The following is a 16,578-nucleotide window of genomic DNA, read 5'->3' as shown; positions in this document are numbered from 1 at the left end:
CCTCCCCCGCTGCGCGGGAGAGGGAGTTAAGTCCGAGAGCGGCGGAGTTCCCTCTCCCGCAAAGCGGGGGAGGGTTAGGGAGGGGGCAGCGATGTTGCATTCCGAACGGCCTGTGTTCGGAAGGGACCATAAGCGCGCTAATCGGCTTTCGGGTACTAACTGTTTCTTACCGGAATGCTAAAAGATTGCTAACTGTCTCACGCAAGATAACTATCTGAAATATCGCGACTTTTCAGTGTTGCGACCAGCGCGCCAGCCACATTGCCAGACGATCGAATCCGGCATCGATCACCACGGCAAGCGCGGCAACGATCAGGGCGCCCTGGATGACGTAGGCCTGGTTGGATCCGTTCAGCCCGACGATGATGGGCAGGCCAAGGGTCTTGGCGCCGACGGTCGACGCGATGGCGGCGGTGCCGACATTGATGATGACGGCGGTGCGCACGCCGGCCAGGATCACCGGGGCGGCCAAAGCCAGCTCCACCCGGAACAGCATCTCCGCCGGTCCCATGCCCAGGCCGCGGGCGGAATCCAGCACCGGGGCGGGAACGCCGTCCAGCCCGGCGACCGTGTTCTCCACCACCGGCAGCAGGGCGTAGAGCGTCAGCGCGATCAGCGCCGGTTCGGGCCCGAAGCCCATCACCGGCACCGCCAGCGCCAGCACCGCCACCGGCGGAAAGGTCTGGCCCATGGTGGCGATGGTTTCCAGCAGGCCGCGGAACTCCCGCCCCCAGGGGCGCGTGACGGCGATTCCAGCCCCGCCGCCGAGCAGAATCGCCGCGAGGCTGGAGATGCCGACCAGCGCCATATGGTCGAGGGTCAGGCGGACGAAGCTCTCCGCCTCGTACAAAGGGCGGTCCAGGCCGGGATAGAGCGTGGCGAACAGCGGCTTCAGCGAGGGCATGCCAAGCACCAGCGCCACCAGCGCCACCAGACCCAGAATCAGGCGGTCGGTTAGAAACTCGCGCGGGGCCATGCCGGCGACGGTCATGCCGTTCCGCCCGTGCTGGGGCGCACGAGGTCGGACAGATGCAGCACGCCGGCCGGCCGGCCGTCGCCGTCCACCACCGGCAGCCGTTCGGTGCCGCGGGCGACCATCTCCGACAGGGCGCGGTGCAGCGGGGTCTCGGCAGCCAGCGGTTCGCCGGCCGCGCTTTCCTGCCGGCGGGCGCGATCGCCGACCGTCTCCACCGCCAGCCGCTTCAACCCCCATTCCTCGCGCCCGACGAGGTCGCGGACCAGCGGACTGGCCGGGCGGGTCAGGATGTCGAGCGGGCTGGCGCATTGGATCAGCCGGCCATGGTCCATCACCGCGATGCTGTCACCCAGCCGCAAGGCCTCGTCCATGTCGTGGGTGACGAAGACCACGGTCGTGCCGGTGCGGCGGTGGATGGCCGACAGCTCCGTCTGCAGGCTGGCGCGGGTGATGGGATCGAGCGCGCTGAACGGCTCGTCCATCAGCAGGATGCGCGGTTCCGCCGCCAGCGCGCGGGCGACGCCGACGCGCTGCTGCTGTCCGCCCGACAGCTGGTGCGGATAGGCGGAGCGGTAACGGCGGGGGTCGAGGTTCAACAACTCCAGCAGTTCGGTCACCCGGTCGCAGATGCGCGCCTTGGGCCAGCCGAGCAGGCCGGGGACGGTGGCGATGTTGCGCTCCACCGTCCAGTGCGGGAACAGCCCGACCGACTGGATGACGTAGCCCATGCGCCGGCGAAGCTCCTCCGGCTTCAGCGAGGCGATGTCCTCGCCGTCGATGCGGATGGCGCCCTCGTCGGCCGGGATCAGCCGGTTGATCATCCGCAGCACCGTCGATTTGCCGGAGCCGGACGGCCCGATCAGCACGCGGAACTCCCCCTCCGCCACGGTGAAGGACACGGCATCCACCGCCGTCCAGGAGCCGAAGCGCTTGGTCACGCGCTCGAATTCGATCATGGCGCACTCCTTCCCGGCAGAACGCCGATGCGGTGGGTGGCGGCGGCGATGCCGATGGACAACAGGGCGTCGGCCGCCACCGCCAGCAGGATGACGGGAACGGCCCCCAGCAGCACGAGGTCCAGCGCGTTTGCGAAAAGCCCCTGGAACATGATGGCGCCGAGGCCCCCGGCCCCGATCAGCGCCGCCACCGCCGCCAGCCCGACCGCCTGGACCACGGTGATGCGCAGCCCCGACAAAAAGACCGGCAGCGCCAGCGGCAGGTCGACGCGCAGGAAGATCTGGCGTTGCGTCAGCCCCATGCCCCTCGCGGCTTCCCGTACCGGAGCGGGCACGCCGTCGAGCCCGACCGCGGTGTTGCGCACGATCGGCAGCAGAGAATAGAGCGTCAGCGCGATCACCGCCGGCAGCGGCCCGACCCCGCTGATCCCCGATCCCGGCAGCATGGCCCCGAGTGCGGCCAGCGGTGCCATCAGCAGTCCGAACAGGGCGATGGACGGCACAGTCTGCACCACGTTCAGGATCGGGAATACCGCGCGTCCGACCGCCTGCACCCGGTGAGCCGCCACGCCCAGCGGCAGGCCGATCAGCAGCGTCGGGACCAGCGCCGCCGCCACAAGCATGGCATGGCGCAACACGGCGTCGGCGAACACCTCCCGCCGGTTGGCGTATTCCTTGAGGATCGACAGGGCGTCGAGATGGCCGGAGACCAGTTGCAGGGCTACAAGCCCGGCGATCGCCGCACCGACCGCCATCCGGCCGACGGCACCCAGCCCCAGCCGGCGCGCGGCATCGACCGCCGCCAACAGACCCGCCGCCGCCATCACCCAGAAGCCGGAGGCGAAGGAGGTTCGTGCCGCCGCGGACGCTCCCTGCGCCAGCGCCGCCGCCTGGACGCCCGCCAGCCAGACCAGCCCGGCCGTGAACAGCCCGCCGGCCGCGACGGTCAGTCCGAGGCCGAAGCGGGTTGGCCGCAGGAAGGGCGTCGCCAACAGGACCAGCCCCGGCAGCAGGGCCGCGGCCCCGCCCAATCCCTGCACCGCCGTCCACAGCGGAACCGGCCGGCCGGACAACAGGCGGTTCGGTGCGAAGCCGAGGAACGGCAATGCGACGGCGGCGGCCAGAGCGGCCAGAGCCATCAGCAGGGCGACGCGGTTGTGCAGGCGAAGGCGGCTGGTCACGTCGTCGGCTTACTTCAGGAAGCCCTTGGACTTCAGGTATTCGGTGGCGACCTGCTTCTGGTCCTGCCCCTCCACCGAGATCTTGGCGTTCAACCGGCGCAGCGTTTCGGCATCCAGGCTGGCGAAGACCGGGTTCAGCAGGTCGGCGATCTTCGGGTGCGCTGTCAGCACCGAGGCCCGGACGGTCGGCGCCGGCTCATACACCATCTGCGCGCCCTTGGTATCGGCGAGGACGACGAGGTCGAGTGCGGCGATGGCTCCGTCGGTGCCGTAAACCATGGCGGTGTTGACGCCGGAGGTCTGTTCCGCCGCCGCGCGGATGGTCGCGGCAGTGTCGCCGCCGGCCAGCACGAGCATCTGGTCGGGCTTCAGCGCGAAGCCGTAGGTCTGCTGGAAGGAGGGCAGGGCCGCCGGGCTCTCCACGAATTCGGCCGATGCGGCGACCTTCGCCTTGCCGCCGCCGCCGACCCACTTGGCGAAATCCTCCATCGTCTTCAGCGTGTTGGCGTCGGCCACGTCATGGCGCACGGCCAGCGCCCAGGTGTTGTTGGCCGGGGCCGGCTTCAGCCAGACGATGTCGTTCTTCTCCTTGTCGAGCTGACGGACCTTGTCATAGCCGGCGCCGGCCTTCTTCCAGACCGGATCGCTGTCGATGTTGAAGAAGAACGCGCCGTTGCCGGTGTATTCGGGATAGATGTCGATCTCGCCGGACAGCAGCGCGCCGCGCACGATCTTGGTCGGACCCAGCTGTATCTTGTTTTCCGTCGGGATGCCGTTGGCCTGCAGCACCTGGAGGATCATGGTGCCGAGCAGTCCGCTTTCCGCATCCAGCTTGGACCCGACGCGCACCGCGTCCGCGGCCTGCGCCGTACCGGCGACCAGCCCGAATGCCAGCGCCGCCGCCCCCATGATGGCGCGGCCCTTGTTGAAGATCGTGAACACCCCTGAACCTCCCCCTGAAAGTATTGGGGAAAGGATGGGTGACGGCGTCGCTCACGGCAAGCCGCGCTTTTCGTCTGTCCGGTCCCGGATATGCGTTTCAGCCTATTCCACGGAGGAACTTCCCATTGCCACGGTCTGTTGTACGGGAAACCGCAACAGGAGGACCCGATGTCCCAGGGCGACAAGGACAAATACACCGACAAGCAGAAGCGCAAGGCCGAGCATATCGAGGAGGGCTACGAAAAGCGCGGAGTCTCACACGACGAGGCGGAACGGCGGGCGTGGGCGACCGTCAACAAGCAGGACGGCGGCGGCAAGAAGGGCGGATCGGGCGACAGGGCCTGAACGGCCGCCGCCCGGCGCGCCCGGTGAGCTACAGGCGTTCGATGATTCCGGCGGTGGTGGTCACCTCGCAGAACTCATAGCGCAACGTGGCGACATGAACCGTGTGGACCTGCTCCGCCGGGATCGTCCCGCCCAGGCCGTCCGGCAGTTCGAAGCAATCGCAGGCGTCGCTGACCAGCGTGATCGGCCATCCCAGATTGGCACCGGTGCGGATCGTGGTAGACACGCACATGTCGGTCGAGATGCCGAACACCACCAGCCGTTCGATGCCGAGCCGGCGCAGCCGCAAATCCAGATCGGTGCCGATGAAGGCGGAATTGACGCTCTTGGCGACCACCGCTTCGCCGTCCAGCGGCTCGAATCCTTCGCGGAATTGGTTGCCGGGCTGCCCGCGGCGAAGGGTGGAGGCCGGCTCCGCCGAATCGTGACGCACATGGATCACCGGCCGGCCGCTGCGCCGCCACGCGGCGAGAAGGCGCAGGCCGTTGTGGTCGGCCGCGCGGTTCCAGCGTTTCGGCCAGGACGGCCCGTCGAAGGCGCGCTGCATGTCCACCGGCAGCAGAAGCGAGTTGGCCGGAAGCAAGGTCATTGGATACTCCGTGCAAATCGTCCATGGTCCCTGTCCGCTAAGTTCCGCCGAAAGGCTGCCGGTTGCAGCCCGGCAAGATGCCGGCCGACCGGCATTTCGCCGCCGGGTGCGGGTGTGGGGGTGTGGGGACGGGGATGGACGAGAAGGACAGGCTTCTGCTGGCGGCCTTGCGCAAGGACGCCCGCCGCACGCTGGTGGCGCTGGCCCGCGACGTCGGGCTGTCGCGCAGCGCCACCCAGGAACGGTTGGACCGGCTGCTGAAGTCGGGGGTCATCCGGGGCTTCACGACGGTCGAGGACGGCCCGGCCGCGGATTGTGTCGCCGCCTATTTCCTGCTGCGCCATGAGCCTGGGCGGAGCTGTGCCCAGCTGGTTCCCAAACTGCGGCGGATTCCCGGCATCGTCGCGATGGATGCGGTGGCCGGGGCGATCGATCTGGTCATCCGGGCGGAGGCACCCGACATTCGCGGCATCGAAGCGATCCGCGCCGCCATCGCCGGCATGCCCGGCGTGGCCGAAGTGACGACGCAGATGGTGCTCGAACGCTTCTCATAGAGACGTGTCAGGCGCCGCGATAGGTCCAATCACTGTCCAGCGCGGCGGCGTCACGGTCGCGCAGAACGGCAACGTCGGCATGGGCCGGTGACAGTTCGCAGACCGGGTCGGTGGCATCGGCGCTGCCGGCGAGCGCCAGGGCCTGGCAGCGGCAACCGCCCCAATCCTCTTCCTTATGGTCGCAGGATTGGCAGGGCTCCGGCATCCAGTCGGTGCCGCGATAGCGGGTGAAGGCCGGACCGTCGCGCCAGATCTCGGACAGGCTGCGGTCGTGCACCGTCTCGAATTCCATTCCCGGAATCGTCTCCGCCGCGTGGCAGGGCAGGACCCGGCCGCGCGGGTTCACGTTCATGAAGCGGCGCGCCCAGCCGCCCATGCAGCTCTTCGGCCGTCGGGCGTAATAGTCGGGCACGACGTAATCGACCACGATCCGACCGGCCAGTTCGGGCAGGCGGGCGCGCACCGCGGCGTCCATCGCCAGCAGCTGGTCTCGCGACGGCATCAGCGCCGCGCGGTTGGCGAGCGCCCAGCCGTAATACTGCACGTTGGCGATCTCGATCCGCCCGGCGCCGAGATCCATCGCCAGATCGATGACGTCGTTCACACGGTCGATGTTGTGGCGATGCAGCACCGCGTTGATGGTCAACGCCAGACCCTGCCGGACAACCGCCCGTGCGACCTCCAGCTTCTTCACGTGACCGCCCTTGAAGCCGCCGACGCGGTCGGCCCCGGCGGCCTCCGCGTCCTGCAGGCTTATCTGCACATGCTGAAGCCCGGCCCGCTGCAACCGCTCCAGCCGCGGCTGGTCGAGCAGCACGGCCGAGGTGATGAGATTGCTGTAGAGCCCGATTTCCGTAGCGTGGGCGACCAGCTCCTCCAGATCCTTGCGGACGCAGGGCTCGCCGCCGGAGAAATGGACCTGCAGGGCGCCGACGTCGGCCGCCTCGTCCAGCACGCGCTTCCAGGTGGCGGTGTCCAGTTCGGCGCTGGCGGGGTCGAGCGCCACGGGGTTGGAGCAGTAGGGGCAGCGCAGCGGGCAGCGGTGCGTCAGCTCCATCAGCACGGCAAAGGGCGGGGCCGGTTCGGCATTGGAAGCGGCGGCGAAGGCGGGCAGGGCGCAGCTCATTGGACGCATCTCCTGGGGAGGCACCTCATGTGATGACATAGCCCTTGTTGCGCAAGTCGGTCAGCATCTCCAGAACGTCGGCGGCGACCTCGGTGCGCGGGGCATCATACTCCACGGTCAACCGGTCGATGCCGGCGGCCACGTCGGCGATCTCCGGCCCGACGCAGGCGCGGACGATCGCCAGCGCCATCTCGTCCAGCACCAGAAGCCGTTCCGGCCCCATCAGCATCCACTGCTCGCGGCGGCGGTCGTTGCGCAGCATGACGCCGGGGGCCAGCCGCAGCCGGTCGGTCTCTGTCAGATGGGGGGCGATCGCGTTCACCGGCTGTACCGCGTCGGTTCCATGTCCGCCGGCACGAAGGCGCCGGGCGGGATCAGGTTGGGGGTGACATAGGCATGGTGCAGGGCGTCCAGCTGCGCCCACAGCAGCTCCGTCTTGAAGCGCAGGGCGCGCAGGCATTGCCGCTGCTGTTCGCCCGTCTTGGCGTTGGTCAGCACATAATCCAGCCCGAACTCCACGTCGCGCGGCGCCTCGTCCAGCCGCTTGCGGAAGTAGGACAGCGTGCTGTCGTTGGCGAAGGCATAGTTCTGCTCGAAGCCGGCGATGCGCTCGCGGTGGATGGACGGCGCGAATAGCTCGGTCAGCGAGGACGCCACCGCCTCCAGCAGCGAATGGTCGCGGACGAAGTTGACATAGGCGTCCACCGCGAAGCGGGTGGCGGGCAGGATGCCTTCCAGAGACTTCACGTAGTCGCGATCCAGCCCGAGCCCGTCGGTGAGGCGCAGCCAGCGTTCGATGCCGCCGACCTTCGTCTCGTCCATTTCGCCGGTCTGGGTCAGCCCGTCATGGTCCAGCACGCGCTGCATCCAGGCGCGGCGCAGCGCCGGGTCGTCCATGCGCGACATGATGGTCAGATCCTTGCGCGGGATCGACACCTGATAATAGAAGCGGTTCAGCGCCCAGGCCTGGATCTGCCCCTTTTGCAGCTTGCCGCCGTGCAGAAGCTGATGGAACGGGTGGAGGTCGTGATACTGCCGCTCGCCGATGGCATAGAGGGCGGCGCGGAACTCCTCGCGGGACATGAATTCGGTCATAGGGTCAGCTCCAGCCCATCATGGGCGATGCGCCAGCCGGCCGCCTCGGCCTCCGCCCGTTCGGGCGAATCCTCCAGCAGGGCGGGGTTCGTGTTGTTGATGTGGATGTAGATCTTGCGGGCGACGTTCAGCGGCGCGAAGGCGGCCATGCTGCCGGCATGTCCCGACATCGGCATGTGGCCCATGCGTGCAGCCGTCTTCACCCCGGTGCCGCTGCGGATCATCTCGTCGTCGGTCCAGGTGGTGCCGTCGAACAGCACGAGCGGCGCACCGAACAGCCGGTCGGCCAGCCAGCCCGGCATGCCGGCGCAGCCGGGGATGTAGAAGAAGCCGTCGCTGGAACCGTCGGTCGGTCGGATGCGCAAAGCGACCGTGTCCTCCGCGACGGAACCGAAGCCGGGGCCGGCCGACGCGTCCTCCAGATAGAGCGCCACCTTGCCGGGCACCGCGAACGCCTCCACCTCCAGCCCCAGCGGCCGGCCGTCGGCGCCGGCGGGCTGGAACGGCTGGCCCAGCGCCACCGGCCGGCGGGCGACCAGTTCCGGGTTCAGCACGTTGAAGACGCTGTTGGCGGCCAGCACGCCGTGGACGCGCGGCGTGGCATAGACGGCGAAGGGGTGGGATTCGCGCAAGGTCAGCAGCCCGGCGACATGGTCGATGTCGGCGTTGGTCAGCAGGGCCGCGCTGATCGGATTTCCGCGCAGGGCTCCCTGGGGATGCAGCTGCGGGCTGGCGAGCAACTGCGCGCCGAGGTCGGGCGAGGCGTTCAGCAGCAGCCAGCGCTCGCCGTCGGCGGTAACCGCCAGCGACGATTGGGTGCGCGGCTTTGCCGCCGGGTCGCCGGAACGGGCACGGCGGCATCCCTCGCAGGCGCAGTTCCATTGCGGGAAGCCCCCGCCGGCCGCCGAACCGAGTACGAGAATCTTCATGGCCACCGTCTCATGCACGGTCCTGGGAGAGAAAGGGCCGGGGAAGAGGATGTCACGCCGTCCTTCCCCGGTCTCCGATCGTCCGGCTTACAGGCCGGCGCAGGCGTAGGCGTTGATCTCGGTGCCGACGGCGATCTCGGTGGTCTTGGGTTTGCGCCAGGTCTTCATCGCGTGATACTCCTGCTTGCTGACTGTTGCTGACCATGATGGTTGGCAAGGTGAAGAGTAGCGGTCGGGGGCGGTCGACCGCCATGCTACCATGGTGTAATCCGCCACCTCTTTCGGCGCCGGACCACCTGCGGCGTCAGGGGGCGGCAGCGGCCGGCGGCGGCAGCGGGTGCGCTTCCTCCGTCGGCAGGCCGGCTTCCATCCAGCCGTCGATGCCCGTCGGGTACCAATGGACCCGGGCATAACCAAGCAACACCGCGCGCTTGGCGGCGTTCCATGAAAGCCAGCAATCGGACAGGCAGTAGAACAAAAGATCACGCGCCCGGTCGCCGCCGGTCAGCCGCTCCAGATTGGATTCGAACCAGCCGAGCGTCGCGGCGTCCGGTGCGCCCACCCCCACATTGGGCAGCCAGACGCTGCCGGGGATCTGCCGGTAGGGCTTCGATTGCAGCCAGGGTCCGCCCGGAAGCGTGCTGCGCTCCAGCCGCTGGACGAAGATCGGGATGACGCGGCCCTGCAACAGCAGGGACTGCACGGCCGGCGTGTCGACCGTCGTCGCGCCGGTCACGCCATCGGGCGTGGGGGAGCGGTAATCGGACAGGCGGTAGCCTTCCGGCTGCGGCACACCGGTGGCGAGGGCGGGGGTGGGGAGGAGAGCGAGGAGGAGAGTGGCGATCTTCGGGAAGTCTCGCCCCCTCCAGCTTTGCCCCCTCCAGCTTTGCCCCCTCCCTAACCCTCCCCCGCTACGCGGGAGAGGGAACTCCGCAGCCCTGCCACCAAACTCCCTCTCCCGCGAAGCGGGGGAGGGTCGGGGAGGGGGCAGGGTTAGGTAAATCAAGAGCGCTGATAGCCGCACAAGCCCCTCACCGCCGGTCGGCCAGAACGCGGTTGGCGATCACCACCGCCTGGGTGCGGCTGTAGACCTTCAGCTTCTGCAGGATGGCGGAGACATGGGCCTTCACCGTCGTCTCGGTGATGCTGAGATCGAAGGCGATCTCCTTGTTCAGCTTGCCGGTGCCCAGCAGTTCCAGCACCCGCAACTGCTGCGCCGTCAGCGTGGCGATGCGGCGCGCGATCTCCGCGGTCTCGGCATCTTCCAGAACCTCGGCGGCGTCCTCGTCGGTGGCGGAGGGCGGAACATAGAGTTCGCCGTTCAGCACCTGGCGCAGCGCCGCGGCGATGGCGTCGCGCGGGGTCGATTTGGGGATGAAACCGGCGGCCCCGCTCTCCATCGCCTCGCGCACCCAGCGGCGCTCCTCATGGGCGGAAACGACGACGACCGGGGTTGCCGGAAAACGCTGGCGCAACGTACGCAGCCCGCCCAGCCCGTTCATGCCGGGCATGTTGACGTCCAGCAGAACGAGATCGAGGTCGCCCCGCTCTTCCAGCGCCTGCATGACGCTGTCGAGCCGGTCCGCCTCCATCACGTCGGTGGCCTGACAGGAATAAAGCACCGCGCTGCGCAACGCATCGCGCACCATCGGGTGGTCATCGGCAATCAGGATCCGAGTCATGGCCTGCGGTTCCTTGCACAGCGGCGGATAGAACAAACTGCGGGAAGGCTTCCCGCATCCATTGTGTCAGACCGAAATGGGGAGGCGCAACATCGCGAATGATGCCAATTGTTTTGTGCGCGAACATGCCGCACTGCCATTGGGCGTACCCCCATCGTCTGGACCCTGCCGTCATTCCTCGTGCACGGTTTCCAGCCAGGAACGGATTGCCCACAGAGCCTCCTGTCCCAACGCCTCGCCGAACTTCGGCATATAGGTCACGCCGTTGCGGATCGAACCGTTGGTGACGCGCTCCTTGAACCACTCGTCGCCGGCGTCGCCCTTTTCCAGATAGCGCAGGTCGGGAGCGATGCCGCCGGACACCGCACCCAGCCCATGGCAGCGTGCGCAGTTCTGGTTGAAGGCCGACGCGCCGATCTCGATGGCGCGCTCGTTGCCACGATAGGGATTGCTGTCCCGCCAGGTCTCGCCCAGCTTCTCCAGCCCGGTGGTGTCGACCGGCTGGGGAACGACATCGCCGTGGGCGAAGACCGGACCGGCGAGGCCTGCCGCCATCAACCCGGCAAGAGCGAAGGGGGCCAGGCGGCGGAGGCGTTTGGGCGGCGTGGCGGACCTGTGCGTCATCTGTGCGTCCTCTTCCTGCATCCGTCATTCGGCTTTCGCTTGCCGTCCTGCCGTTGGCCCGGTTTCGCGGGTGCGCAGGACGGTTGCCGATTCTGATTGCGGCCGAGGATAGCAATCGTTCGTTCGCGTATTTATTCGACGATGGTACAAGAGCCGTGTGCACGGTCACGCTCACGCCGTACCGTCTTGGTCGATGGTCGGATGACGCATGCGGCATGCCGCCGGCCGGGGGTCGCGGTCGTCAGGTCAGGGACGGCAGCCGTCCGGCATTGATCGCCGCCTTCACCTTGGCCAACTGCCGCACCGCCGGGTCACCCAGCCGGAGAGCCACGCCGGTCGACAGCACGTCGATCAGCGTCAGGTGCACCAGCCGCGATGCCATCGGGGTGTACATCTCGGTGTCCTCCACCGGCTGGCTGGCGATGACCACGCTTGCCATCGCCGCCAGCGGAGAACGTGGCGCGGTGATCGCCACCACGGCAGTGCCCTGCGCCCGCGCCGCCGCCGCCAACTCGTTGATCGTCCCGCTGCGCCCGGTGTTGGACAGCGCCAGCAACACCCCGTCGGCCGCCATATTGACCAACAGCATGCGTGCCAGAACCGGATCGGCACAGGGTTGGGCGTCGGCACCGAAGCGCAGCAGCTTGTGCGCAGCGTCCTGGGCCAGCGCGCTCGACCCGCCGGTGCCGACGCACAGCACGCGCGGTGCATCCGCCAGCAGGGCGATGGCCCGCTCCAGCGCCCCGTCATCCAGCGTTGCGGAGGCCGAGGTCAGGGCCGCGGCACTCGATGAAAAAATTTTTCGCGCCAGAGTGCCGACATCGTCATCCGGCGCCACATCCTGGCTGACATAAGGGGTGCCGCTGCGCACCTCGCCACGCAGTGCATCGCGCGCCTGTGATTCGGCGAGCCGCAGCTTGAAGTCCGGGAAGCCGCCGCAACCAACGCTGCGGCAGAAGCGGACGACCGTCGCCTCGCTGACCTCGGCCGCCTGCGCCAGGGACGTGACGTTGAGGTCAAGCACCCGCCGCGGGTCACTGAGCACCAGATCCGCGATCTGCCCTTCCGACCGTTTCAGTTCGCCCCGCAGCCGGCGAACCTCATCCAATATGTCCGTTGGTGCAGGATTGGCGGCTGCGCTGTTGACCGGGGATGCCATGACGTAAAGTTAACTCCCTGGATGGGGCGGACCTGCTGGTTGCCGGACAGTCGCGGTGCTGCAAGGGGTGCTCCTGTCACTATGAAGAATTTTGCCGTGTATGGCGAGAAATCCAGTCGAAGCACCCCATATATGAAAAAAATTTTCTTCACAGTCCGCTGCCCCTGGCGTATGGTCCGTTTCGGAAATCATCGCCTCCCACAAACGGTCGAGACGCGATCATGAGCAAGCCCGCCCCCCTGAATTCTGTCGTCGCCCGCGTGACGGAGCGCATCGCCGAGCGCAGCCGCGACCGCCGTGCCGCCTATCTGGCGCGGCTGGAGAGCGCAGGCGGGAAGCCGCGCCGCCACCGCCTTGGCTGCGCCAACCTCGCCCACGCCTTCGCGGCCTGCGGGGCGAACGACAAGGCGGCGCTTCGCGGCGAGACCCAGCCGTCGATCGGCATCGTCACCGCCTACAACGACATGCTCTCGGCCCATCAGCCCTACGAGCGCTATCCCGCCATGATCCGCGAGTCGGTGCGTGCGGCCGGCGGCGTGGCGCAGGTCGCCGGCGGCGTGCCCGCCATGTGCGACGGCGTCACCCAGGGCTATGAGGGGATGGAGTTGTCACTGTTCAGCCGCGACGTGATCGCGCTGGCGACCGGTGTGGCGCTGTCCCATGCGACCTTCGACGGCGTGCTGTGCCTGGGCATCTGCGACAAGATCGTCCCCGGCCTGATGATCGGCTCGCTCGCCTTCGGCCATCTGCCGACGATCTTCGTGCCCGCCGGCCCGATGCCGTCAGGCCTGTCGAACGCCGACAAGGCCAAGGCGCGCCAGCTCTATGCCCAGGGCAAGGTCGGCCGCGAGGAACTGCTGGAGGCCGAGTCCAAGTCCTACCACGCGCCCGGCACCTGCACCTTCTACGGCACCGCCAACACCAACCAGATGCTGATGGAGATCATGGGCCTGCACCTGCCGGGCGCCAGCTTCGTCAACCCCAACACGCCCCTGCGCGATGCGCTGACCGACGCCGCCGCCCGCCGGGTGGTGGCGATGACCACACCCGGCGCCGGCACCCCCATCGGCCGCATCGTCGACGAGCGCGCGCTGGTCAACGGCATCGTCGGGCTGCTCGCGACCGGCGGCTCGACCAACCATACCCTGCACATCCCGGCCATCGCCGCCGCCGCCGGCGTCGAACTGAACTGGGAGGACTTCGCGGAGCTTTCGGCGGTCGTCCCGCTGCTGGCCCGCGTCTATCCCAACGGAACCGCCGACGTGAACCGCTTCCATCAGGCCGGCGGCATGCCTTTCATCATCGGCCAGCTGATCGACGCCGGGCTCGTCCACACCGACATCTCCACCATCTATGGCGAGGGCGGGTTGGAGCCCTATCGCGGCATGCCGGAACTGGACGAGGGCGGCGCCCTGACCTGGACCCGCGCAGCCACCGACCAGAGCGGCGACCCGGCGGTCGTCGCCACCACCGCGGCTCCCTTCGCGGCCGAAGGCGGCCTCCGCGTACTGACCGGCAACCTCGGTCGCGGCGTCATCAAGATCTCGGCGGTCAAGCCGGAGCATCGCCTCGTCGAGGCACCGGCCCGTGTCTTCGACAGTCAGGAAGCCGTTCAGGTCGCCTTCCGCGCCGGCGAACTCGACCGCGACGTGATCGTCGTCGTCCGCTATCAGGGCCCCGGCGCCAACGGCATGCCGGAACTGCACAAGCTGACGCCGCCGCTGGGCGTGGTGCAGGACAAGGGCTTCAAGGTCGCACTGGTGACCGACGGCCGCATGTCCGGCGCGTCGGGCAAGGTACCGGCCGCCATTCACGTCACGCCGGAGGTGAAGGGCGGCGGTCCGCTGGGCCGCGTGCGCGACGGCGACATCCTGCGGTTGGATGCGGAGGCCGGGACTCTGAATGCTCTGGTCGATGCCGCCGAGTGGGAGAGCCGCGGCGCTCCCCCGCCGCCGAGCGAGGATGCCTCCCACGGCTGCGGGCGGGAGCTGTTCTCCCTATTCCGCAACAATGCCGGCCCGGCGGAGAGCGGCGCGTCCGTCCTCAACCTGCTGGGCTGAAACCTGCCGGGCTGAGCTGGCAGGAGAAAACCCTGGAACCTTGGGCCGGCATCGGGCCATGCCGGCCCGCATTGTGACCGGCCCATCCCTGTGGCACCATGACGCACGGGTTGCCGAAGGCACCGTGCCATCGACGTCGAGAGGTCCGAAGATGCACTCCCGCTCCACCGTCGCAGCCCCCGCACTGCCTCCCTTCGACTATACGGTGTTCGGCGGCACCGGCGATCTGGCCCTGCGCAAGCTGCTGCCGGCGCTTTATCTGCGCGACAAGGCGGGGCAGGTGGCCGACGGCAGCCGCATCATCGGCGTCTCGCGCAGCCCGCTCGCCCCGTCGGATTACCGCGCCAAGGCGGAGGAGGCGATCAGCCAGCATGTGCCGGCGGATGAGCGCGATACCGCGGTGATCGCGCGTTTCCTGGAGCGGCTGGATTATGTGCCGGTCGACGTCACCTCCGACGACGGCTGGGACGAACTGGCGGACCGGCTGAACAATCCGCCGTCGCGCAGCAACGACGCCGTCCGCATCTTCTATCTCGCCACCTCTCCCAGCCTGTTCGGCCCGGTCAGCGACCAGCTGCGCGCTTTCGGTCTCGCCACGCCCGACTCGCGCGTCGTGCTGGAGAAGCCGATCGGCCGCGACCTCGCGTCGGCGCAGGATATCAACGACCGGGTCGGTGCCGTCTTCACCGAGCCGCAGATCTACCGCATCGACCATTACCTGGGTAAGGAGACGGTGCAGAATCTGCTGGCTCTGCGCTTCGGCAACTCCCTGTTCGAGCCGCTTTGGAACGCCGACCATATCGACCATGTGCAGATCACCGTCGCCGAGACGGTCGGCGTGGAGGAGCGCGGCGGCTATTACGACCAGTCCGGCGCGCTCCGCGACATGGTGCAGAACCATCTGCTGCAGCTCGTCTGTCTCGTCGGCATGGAGTGCCCGATCTCGCTCGCCCAGGAATCGGTGCGCGATGAAAAGCTGAAGGTTCTGCGCTCGCTGAAGCCCATCGGGCCGGACGAGATCGGCGGCTGCACCGTCCGCGGCCAGTATCGCGCCGGCGCGGTCGCCGGCGGTGCGGTGCCCGGCTATCTTGACGAACCCGGCATCCCGCCCGGCAGCGGCACCGAGACCTTCGTCGCGCTGAAGCTGGAGATCGACAATTGGCGCTGGGCCGGCGTGCCCTTCTACCTGCGCAGCGGCAAGCGGCTGCCGGCCAAGATGTCGGAGATCGTCATCCAGTTCCGGCCGATCCGCCACTCGATCTTCCCGCAGGGAGCGGGCGAGCTGCAGGCCAACCGCCTGATCGTCCGGCTCCAGCCCGACGAGAGCATCCGCCTGCATCTGATGACCAAGGAGCCGGGACCGGGCGGCATGCGTCTGCGGCCGGCGGCGCTGAATCTCAGCTTCGCCCAGACCTTCGGCGGCCGGTTCCCGGATGCCTACGAACGCCTGCTGATGGATGTCGTGCGCGGCAACTCCACCCTGTTCATGCGGCGTGACGAGGTCGAGGCGGCATGGCAGTGGGCGGAACCGATCATCGACGGCTGGATGGCCCGGCACGAGATGCCGAAGCCCTACATCGCCGGCACTTGGGGCCCCTCGCAGTCCATTGCCCTGATCGAGCGCGACGGCCGCACTTGGCACGACGACGAGATCCCGTCGGCCGCCTTCTGACGGCGGCTCGTTCAAAAAATCGTCATGGGAGATGAAAAAAGGTCTTGCGCGGTTTGGGGGGTGCCGCATATAAAGCGCCTCCCGACGCGAACGACGCCGGCGCCGCCGAAACGGCAGCGACCGACACGCGACGGGGAAGCCCGACAAACCGGCGCTTGACTGCTGAACCCCAGAGGTTCGGCGGAGCTTTCGGTTTCTGCATCGGGCGGGTTCTTTGACAAGTTTATACCGTGTTGTGAGAAGGGATGCGCAGGCGGCGGCAGTTGGTAGCCGTTGCGGCCTTGGGGTGTTGGTTCTCTGAAGGGGATCGGCACAATGAGGATCGTCTGTGCATCTTTTGAGCAGAGAAACTGTAACAGTATCGACGTTTCAGGAGATCGCTAAGGCGGTCCTGTCAGTCGTGGCTTCGGTCTTGCGATCTGAACCTGAGAGTTTGATCCTGGCTCAGAACGAACGCTGGCGGCATGCCTAACACATGCAAGTCGAACGAAGGCTTCGGCCTTAGTGGCGCACGGGTGAGTAACACGTGGGAACCTGCCTTATGGTTCGGAATAACGTCTGGAAACGGACGCTAACACCGGATGTGCCCTTCGGGGGAAAGTTTACGCCATGAGAGGGGCCCGCGTCGGATTAGGTAGTTGGTGTGGTAACGGCGCACCAAGCCGACGATCCGTAGCTGGTCTGAGAG

Annotated in this window: 18 protein-coding genes and 1 rRNA gene; 5 read left to right on the top strand and 14 right to left on the bottom strand. The window is 67.9% G+C overall.

From position 1 onward, the window contains the following. Positions 1 to 232: 232 nt before the first annotated feature. Genes FZ029_RS11425 through FZ029_RS11410 form a run of 4 tightly spaced genes read right to left on the bottom strand, consistent with a single transcriptional unit; the run spans position 233 to position 4,055 of the window. Positions 233 to 991 (bottom strand): ABC transporter permease, encoded by a 759-nt coding sequence (locus FZ029_RS11425; protein WP_282184146.1) that lies wholly within the window; start codon positions 989 to 991, stop codon positions 233 to 235. Further along, complete coding sequence (locus FZ029_RS11420) at positions 988 to 1,932, bottom strand: ABC transporter ATP-binding protein (protein ID WP_149269349.1); 945 nt, start codon at positions 1,930 to 1,932, stop codon at positions 988 to 990. The genes FZ029_RS11425 and FZ029_RS11420 overlap by 4 nt, the downstream gene beginning before the upstream one ends. Then, complete coding sequence (locus FZ029_RS11415) at positions 1,929 to 3,113, bottom strand: ABC transporter permease (RefSeq protein ID WP_247892265.1); 1,185 nt, start codon at positions 3,111 to 3,113, stop codon at positions 1,929 to 1,931. The genes FZ029_RS11420 and FZ029_RS11415 overlap by 4 nt, the downstream gene beginning before the upstream one ends. Before the next feature lie 9 nt (positions 3,114 to 3,122). Continuing rightward, positions 3,123 to 4,055, bottom strand: coding sequence for an ABC transporter substrate-binding protein (locus FZ029_RS11410; protein ID WP_149269348.1), 933 nt, complete (start codon positions 4,053 to 4,055; stop codon positions 3,123 to 3,125). Positions 4,056 to 4,223: 168 nt separating this feature from the next. Here FZ029_RS11410 and FZ029_RS32970 point away from each other — a divergent pair, with 168 nt between their 5' ends. After that, positions 4,224 to 4,400: a hypothetical protein gene (locus tag FZ029_RS32970; RefSeq protein WP_188051903.1), complete on the top strand. Its 177-nt coding sequence runs from the start codon at positions 4,224 to 4,226 to the stop codon at positions 4,398 to 4,400. Positions 4,401 to 4,428: 28 nt separating this feature from the next. Here FZ029_RS32970 and FZ029_RS11405 read toward each other — a convergent pair whose 3' ends face one another. Then, positions 4,429 to 4,989: a cysteine hydrolase family protein gene (locus FZ029_RS11405; protein WP_149269347.1), complete on the bottom strand. Its 561-nt coding sequence runs from the start codon at positions 4,987 to 4,989 to the stop codon at positions 4,429 to 4,431. Positions 4,990 to 5,123: 134 nt separating this feature from the next. Here FZ029_RS11405 and FZ029_RS11400 point away from each other — a divergent pair, with 134 nt between their 5' ends. Further along, positions 5,124 to 5,543, top strand: coding sequence for an Lrp/AsnC family transcriptional regulator (locus FZ029_RS11400; protein ID WP_149269346.1), 420 nt, complete (start codon positions 5,124 to 5,126; stop codon positions 5,541 to 5,543). 7 nt (positions 5,544 to 5,550) lie between these two features. Here FZ029_RS11400 and pqqE read toward each other — a convergent pair whose 3' ends face one another. The 9 genes from pqqE to FZ029_RS11355 all read right to left on the bottom strand — a co-directional run bounded on the left by pqqE (position 5,551) and on the right by FZ029_RS11355 (position 12,107). Beyond that, the gene (gene pqqE, locus FZ029_RS11395; RefSeq protein WP_149269345.1) at positions 5,551 to 6,669 is read right to left on the bottom strand and encodes a pyrroloquinoline quinone biosynthesis protein PqqE; all 1,119 of its coding nucleotides are present in this window, start codon (positions 6,667 to 6,669) and stop codon (positions 5,551 to 5,553) included. Positions 6,670 to 6,694: 25 nt separating this feature from the next. Beyond that, positions 6,695 to 6,991, bottom strand: a complete 297-nt coding sequence (gene pqqD / locus FZ029_RS11390) for a pyrroloquinoline quinone biosynthesis peptide chaperone PqqD (RefSeq protein WP_149199347.1) — start codon at positions 6,989 to 6,991, stop codon at positions 6,695 to 6,697. After that, the gene (pqqC, locus tag FZ029_RS11385; protein WP_149269344.1) at positions 6,988 to 7,764 is read right to left on the bottom strand and encodes a pyrroloquinoline-quinone synthase PqqC; all 777 of its coding nucleotides are present in this window, start codon (positions 7,762 to 7,764) and stop codon (positions 6,988 to 6,990) included. The genes pqqD and pqqC overlap by 4 nt, the downstream gene beginning before the upstream one ends. Then, entirely contained in the window at positions 7,761 to 8,693 is a 933-nt protein-coding gene (gene pqqB / locus FZ029_RS11380; RefSeq protein ID WP_149269343.1) for a pyrroloquinoline quinone biosynthesis protein PqqB, read from the bottom strand. Before pqqB ends, pqqC begins: the two co-directional genes overlap by 4 nt. 87 nt (positions 8,694 to 8,780) lie before the next feature. Next, complete coding sequence (pqqA, locus tag FZ029_RS33600) at positions 8,781 to 8,954, bottom strand: pyrroloquinoline quinone precursor peptide PqqA (protein ID WP_247892264.1); 174 nt, start codon at positions 8,952 to 8,954, stop codon at positions 8,781 to 8,783. A gap of 43 nt (positions 8,955 to 8,997) precedes the next feature. Further along, the gene (locus FZ029_RS11370; RefSeq protein WP_149269342.1) at positions 8,998 to 9,486 is read right to left on the bottom strand and encodes a rhodanese-like domain-containing protein; all 489 of its coding nucleotides are present in this window, start codon (positions 9,484 to 9,486) and stop codon (positions 8,998 to 9,000) included. Positions 9,487 to 9,724: 238 nt separating this feature from the next. Further along, positions 9,725 to 10,375 (bottom strand): response regulator transcription factor, encoded by a 651-nt coding sequence (locus FZ029_RS11365; RefSeq protein ID WP_149199350.1) that lies wholly within the window; start codon positions 10,373 to 10,375, stop codon positions 9,725 to 9,727. A 171-nt stretch (positions 10,376 to 10,546) separates the two neighbouring features. Next, on the bottom strand, positions 10,547 to 10,999 hold the full coding sequence (gene pedF, locus FZ029_RS11360) for a cytochrome c-550 PedF (RefSeq protein ID WP_149269341.1): 453 nt from the start codon (positions 10,997 to 10,999) through the stop codon (positions 10,547 to 10,549). Positions 11,000 to 11,240: 241 nt separating this feature from the next. Beyond that, positions 11,241 to 12,107: an SIS domain-containing protein gene (locus FZ029_RS11355; RefSeq protein ID WP_247892263.1), complete on the bottom strand. Its 867-nt coding sequence runs from the start codon at positions 12,105 to 12,107 to the stop codon at positions 11,241 to 11,243. 272 nt (positions 12,108 to 12,379) lie between these two features. Between FZ029_RS11355 and edd the strand changes: the two genes are divergently transcribed. The 3 genes from edd to FZ029_RS11340 form a co-directional block, all read left to right on the top strand. After that, the gene (edd, locus tag FZ029_RS11350) at positions 12,380 to 14,218 is read left to right on the top strand and encodes a phosphogluconate dehydratase (RefSeq protein ID WP_149269339.1); all 1,839 of its coding nucleotides are present in this window, start codon (positions 12,380 to 12,382) and stop codon (positions 14,216 to 14,218) included. Positions 14,219 to 14,369: 151 nt separating this feature from the next. After that, complete coding sequence (gene zwf / locus FZ029_RS11345) at positions 14,370 to 15,890, top strand: glucose-6-phosphate dehydrogenase (protein ID WP_149199354.1); 1,521 nt, start codon at positions 14,370 to 14,372, stop codon at positions 15,888 to 15,890. Between the two features lie 421 nt (positions 15,891 to 16,311). Next, positions 16,312 to 16,578 (top strand): 16S ribosomal RNA (locus FZ029_RS11340); the annotation flags it as partial.

Source organism: Azospirillum sp. Sh1, assembly GCF_008365135.1.
Classification (GTDB): domain Bacteria; phylum Pseudomonadota; class Alphaproteobacteria; order Azospirillales; family Azospirillaceae; genus Azospirillum; species Azospirillum oryzae.
Note: the sequence above shows the minus strand (reverse complement) of the source record. Positions and strands in the feature narration are given on the sequence as shown.

Bases quoted from the DNA above. Each gene is read 5' to 3' on its own strand.
- edd (WP_149269339.1), top strand. From the start codon at position 12,380: ATGAGCAAGCCCGCCCCCCTGAATTCTGTCGTCGCCCGCGTGACGGAG.
- pqqA (WP_247892264.1), bottom strand. From the start codon at position 8,954: ATGGTAGCATGGCGGTCGACCGCCCCCGACCGCTACTCTTCACCTTGC.
- zwf (WP_149199354.1), top strand. From the start codon at position 14,370: ATGCACTCCCGCTCCACCGTCGCAGCCCCCGCACTGCCTCCCTTCGAC.
- pqqC (WP_149269344.1), bottom strand. From the start codon at position 7,764: ATGACCGAATTCATGTCCCGCGAGGAGTTCCGCGCCGCCCTCTATGCC.
- pqqE (WP_149269345.1), bottom strand. From the start codon at position 6,669: ATGAGCTGCGCCCTGCCCGCCTTCGCCGCCGCTTCCAATGCCGAACCG.
- FZ029_RS11425 (WP_282184146.1), bottom strand. From the start codon at position 991: ATGACCGTCGCCGGCATGGCCCCGCGCGAGTTTCTAACCGACCGCCTG.
- FZ029_RS11405 (WP_149269347.1), bottom strand. From the start codon at position 4,989: ATGACCTTGCTTCCGGCCAACTCGCTTCTGCTGCCGGTGGACATGCAG.
- FZ029_RS11400 (WP_149269346.1), top strand. From the start codon at position 5,124: ATGGACGAGAAGGACAGGCTTCTGCTGGCGGCCTTGCGCAAGGACGCC.
- FZ029_RS11420 (WP_149269349.1), bottom strand. From the start codon at position 1,932: ATGATCGAATTCGAGCGCGTGACCAAGCGCTTCGGCTCCTGGACGGCG.
- FZ029_RS11365 (WP_149199350.1), bottom strand. From the start codon at position 10,375: ATGACTCGGATCCTGATTGCCGATGACCACCCGATGGTGCGCGATGCG.
- pqqB (WP_149269343.1), bottom strand. From the start codon at position 8,693: ATGAAGATTCTCGTACTCGGTTCGGCGGCCGGCGGGGGCTTCCCGCAA.
- FZ029_RS32970 (WP_188051903.1), top strand. From the start codon at position 4,224: ATGTCCCAGGGCGACAAGGACAAATACACCGACAAGCAGAAGCGCAAG.
- pedF (WP_149269341.1), bottom strand. From the start codon at position 10,999: ATGACGCACAGGTCCGCCACGCCGCCCAAACGCCTCCGCCGCCTGGCC.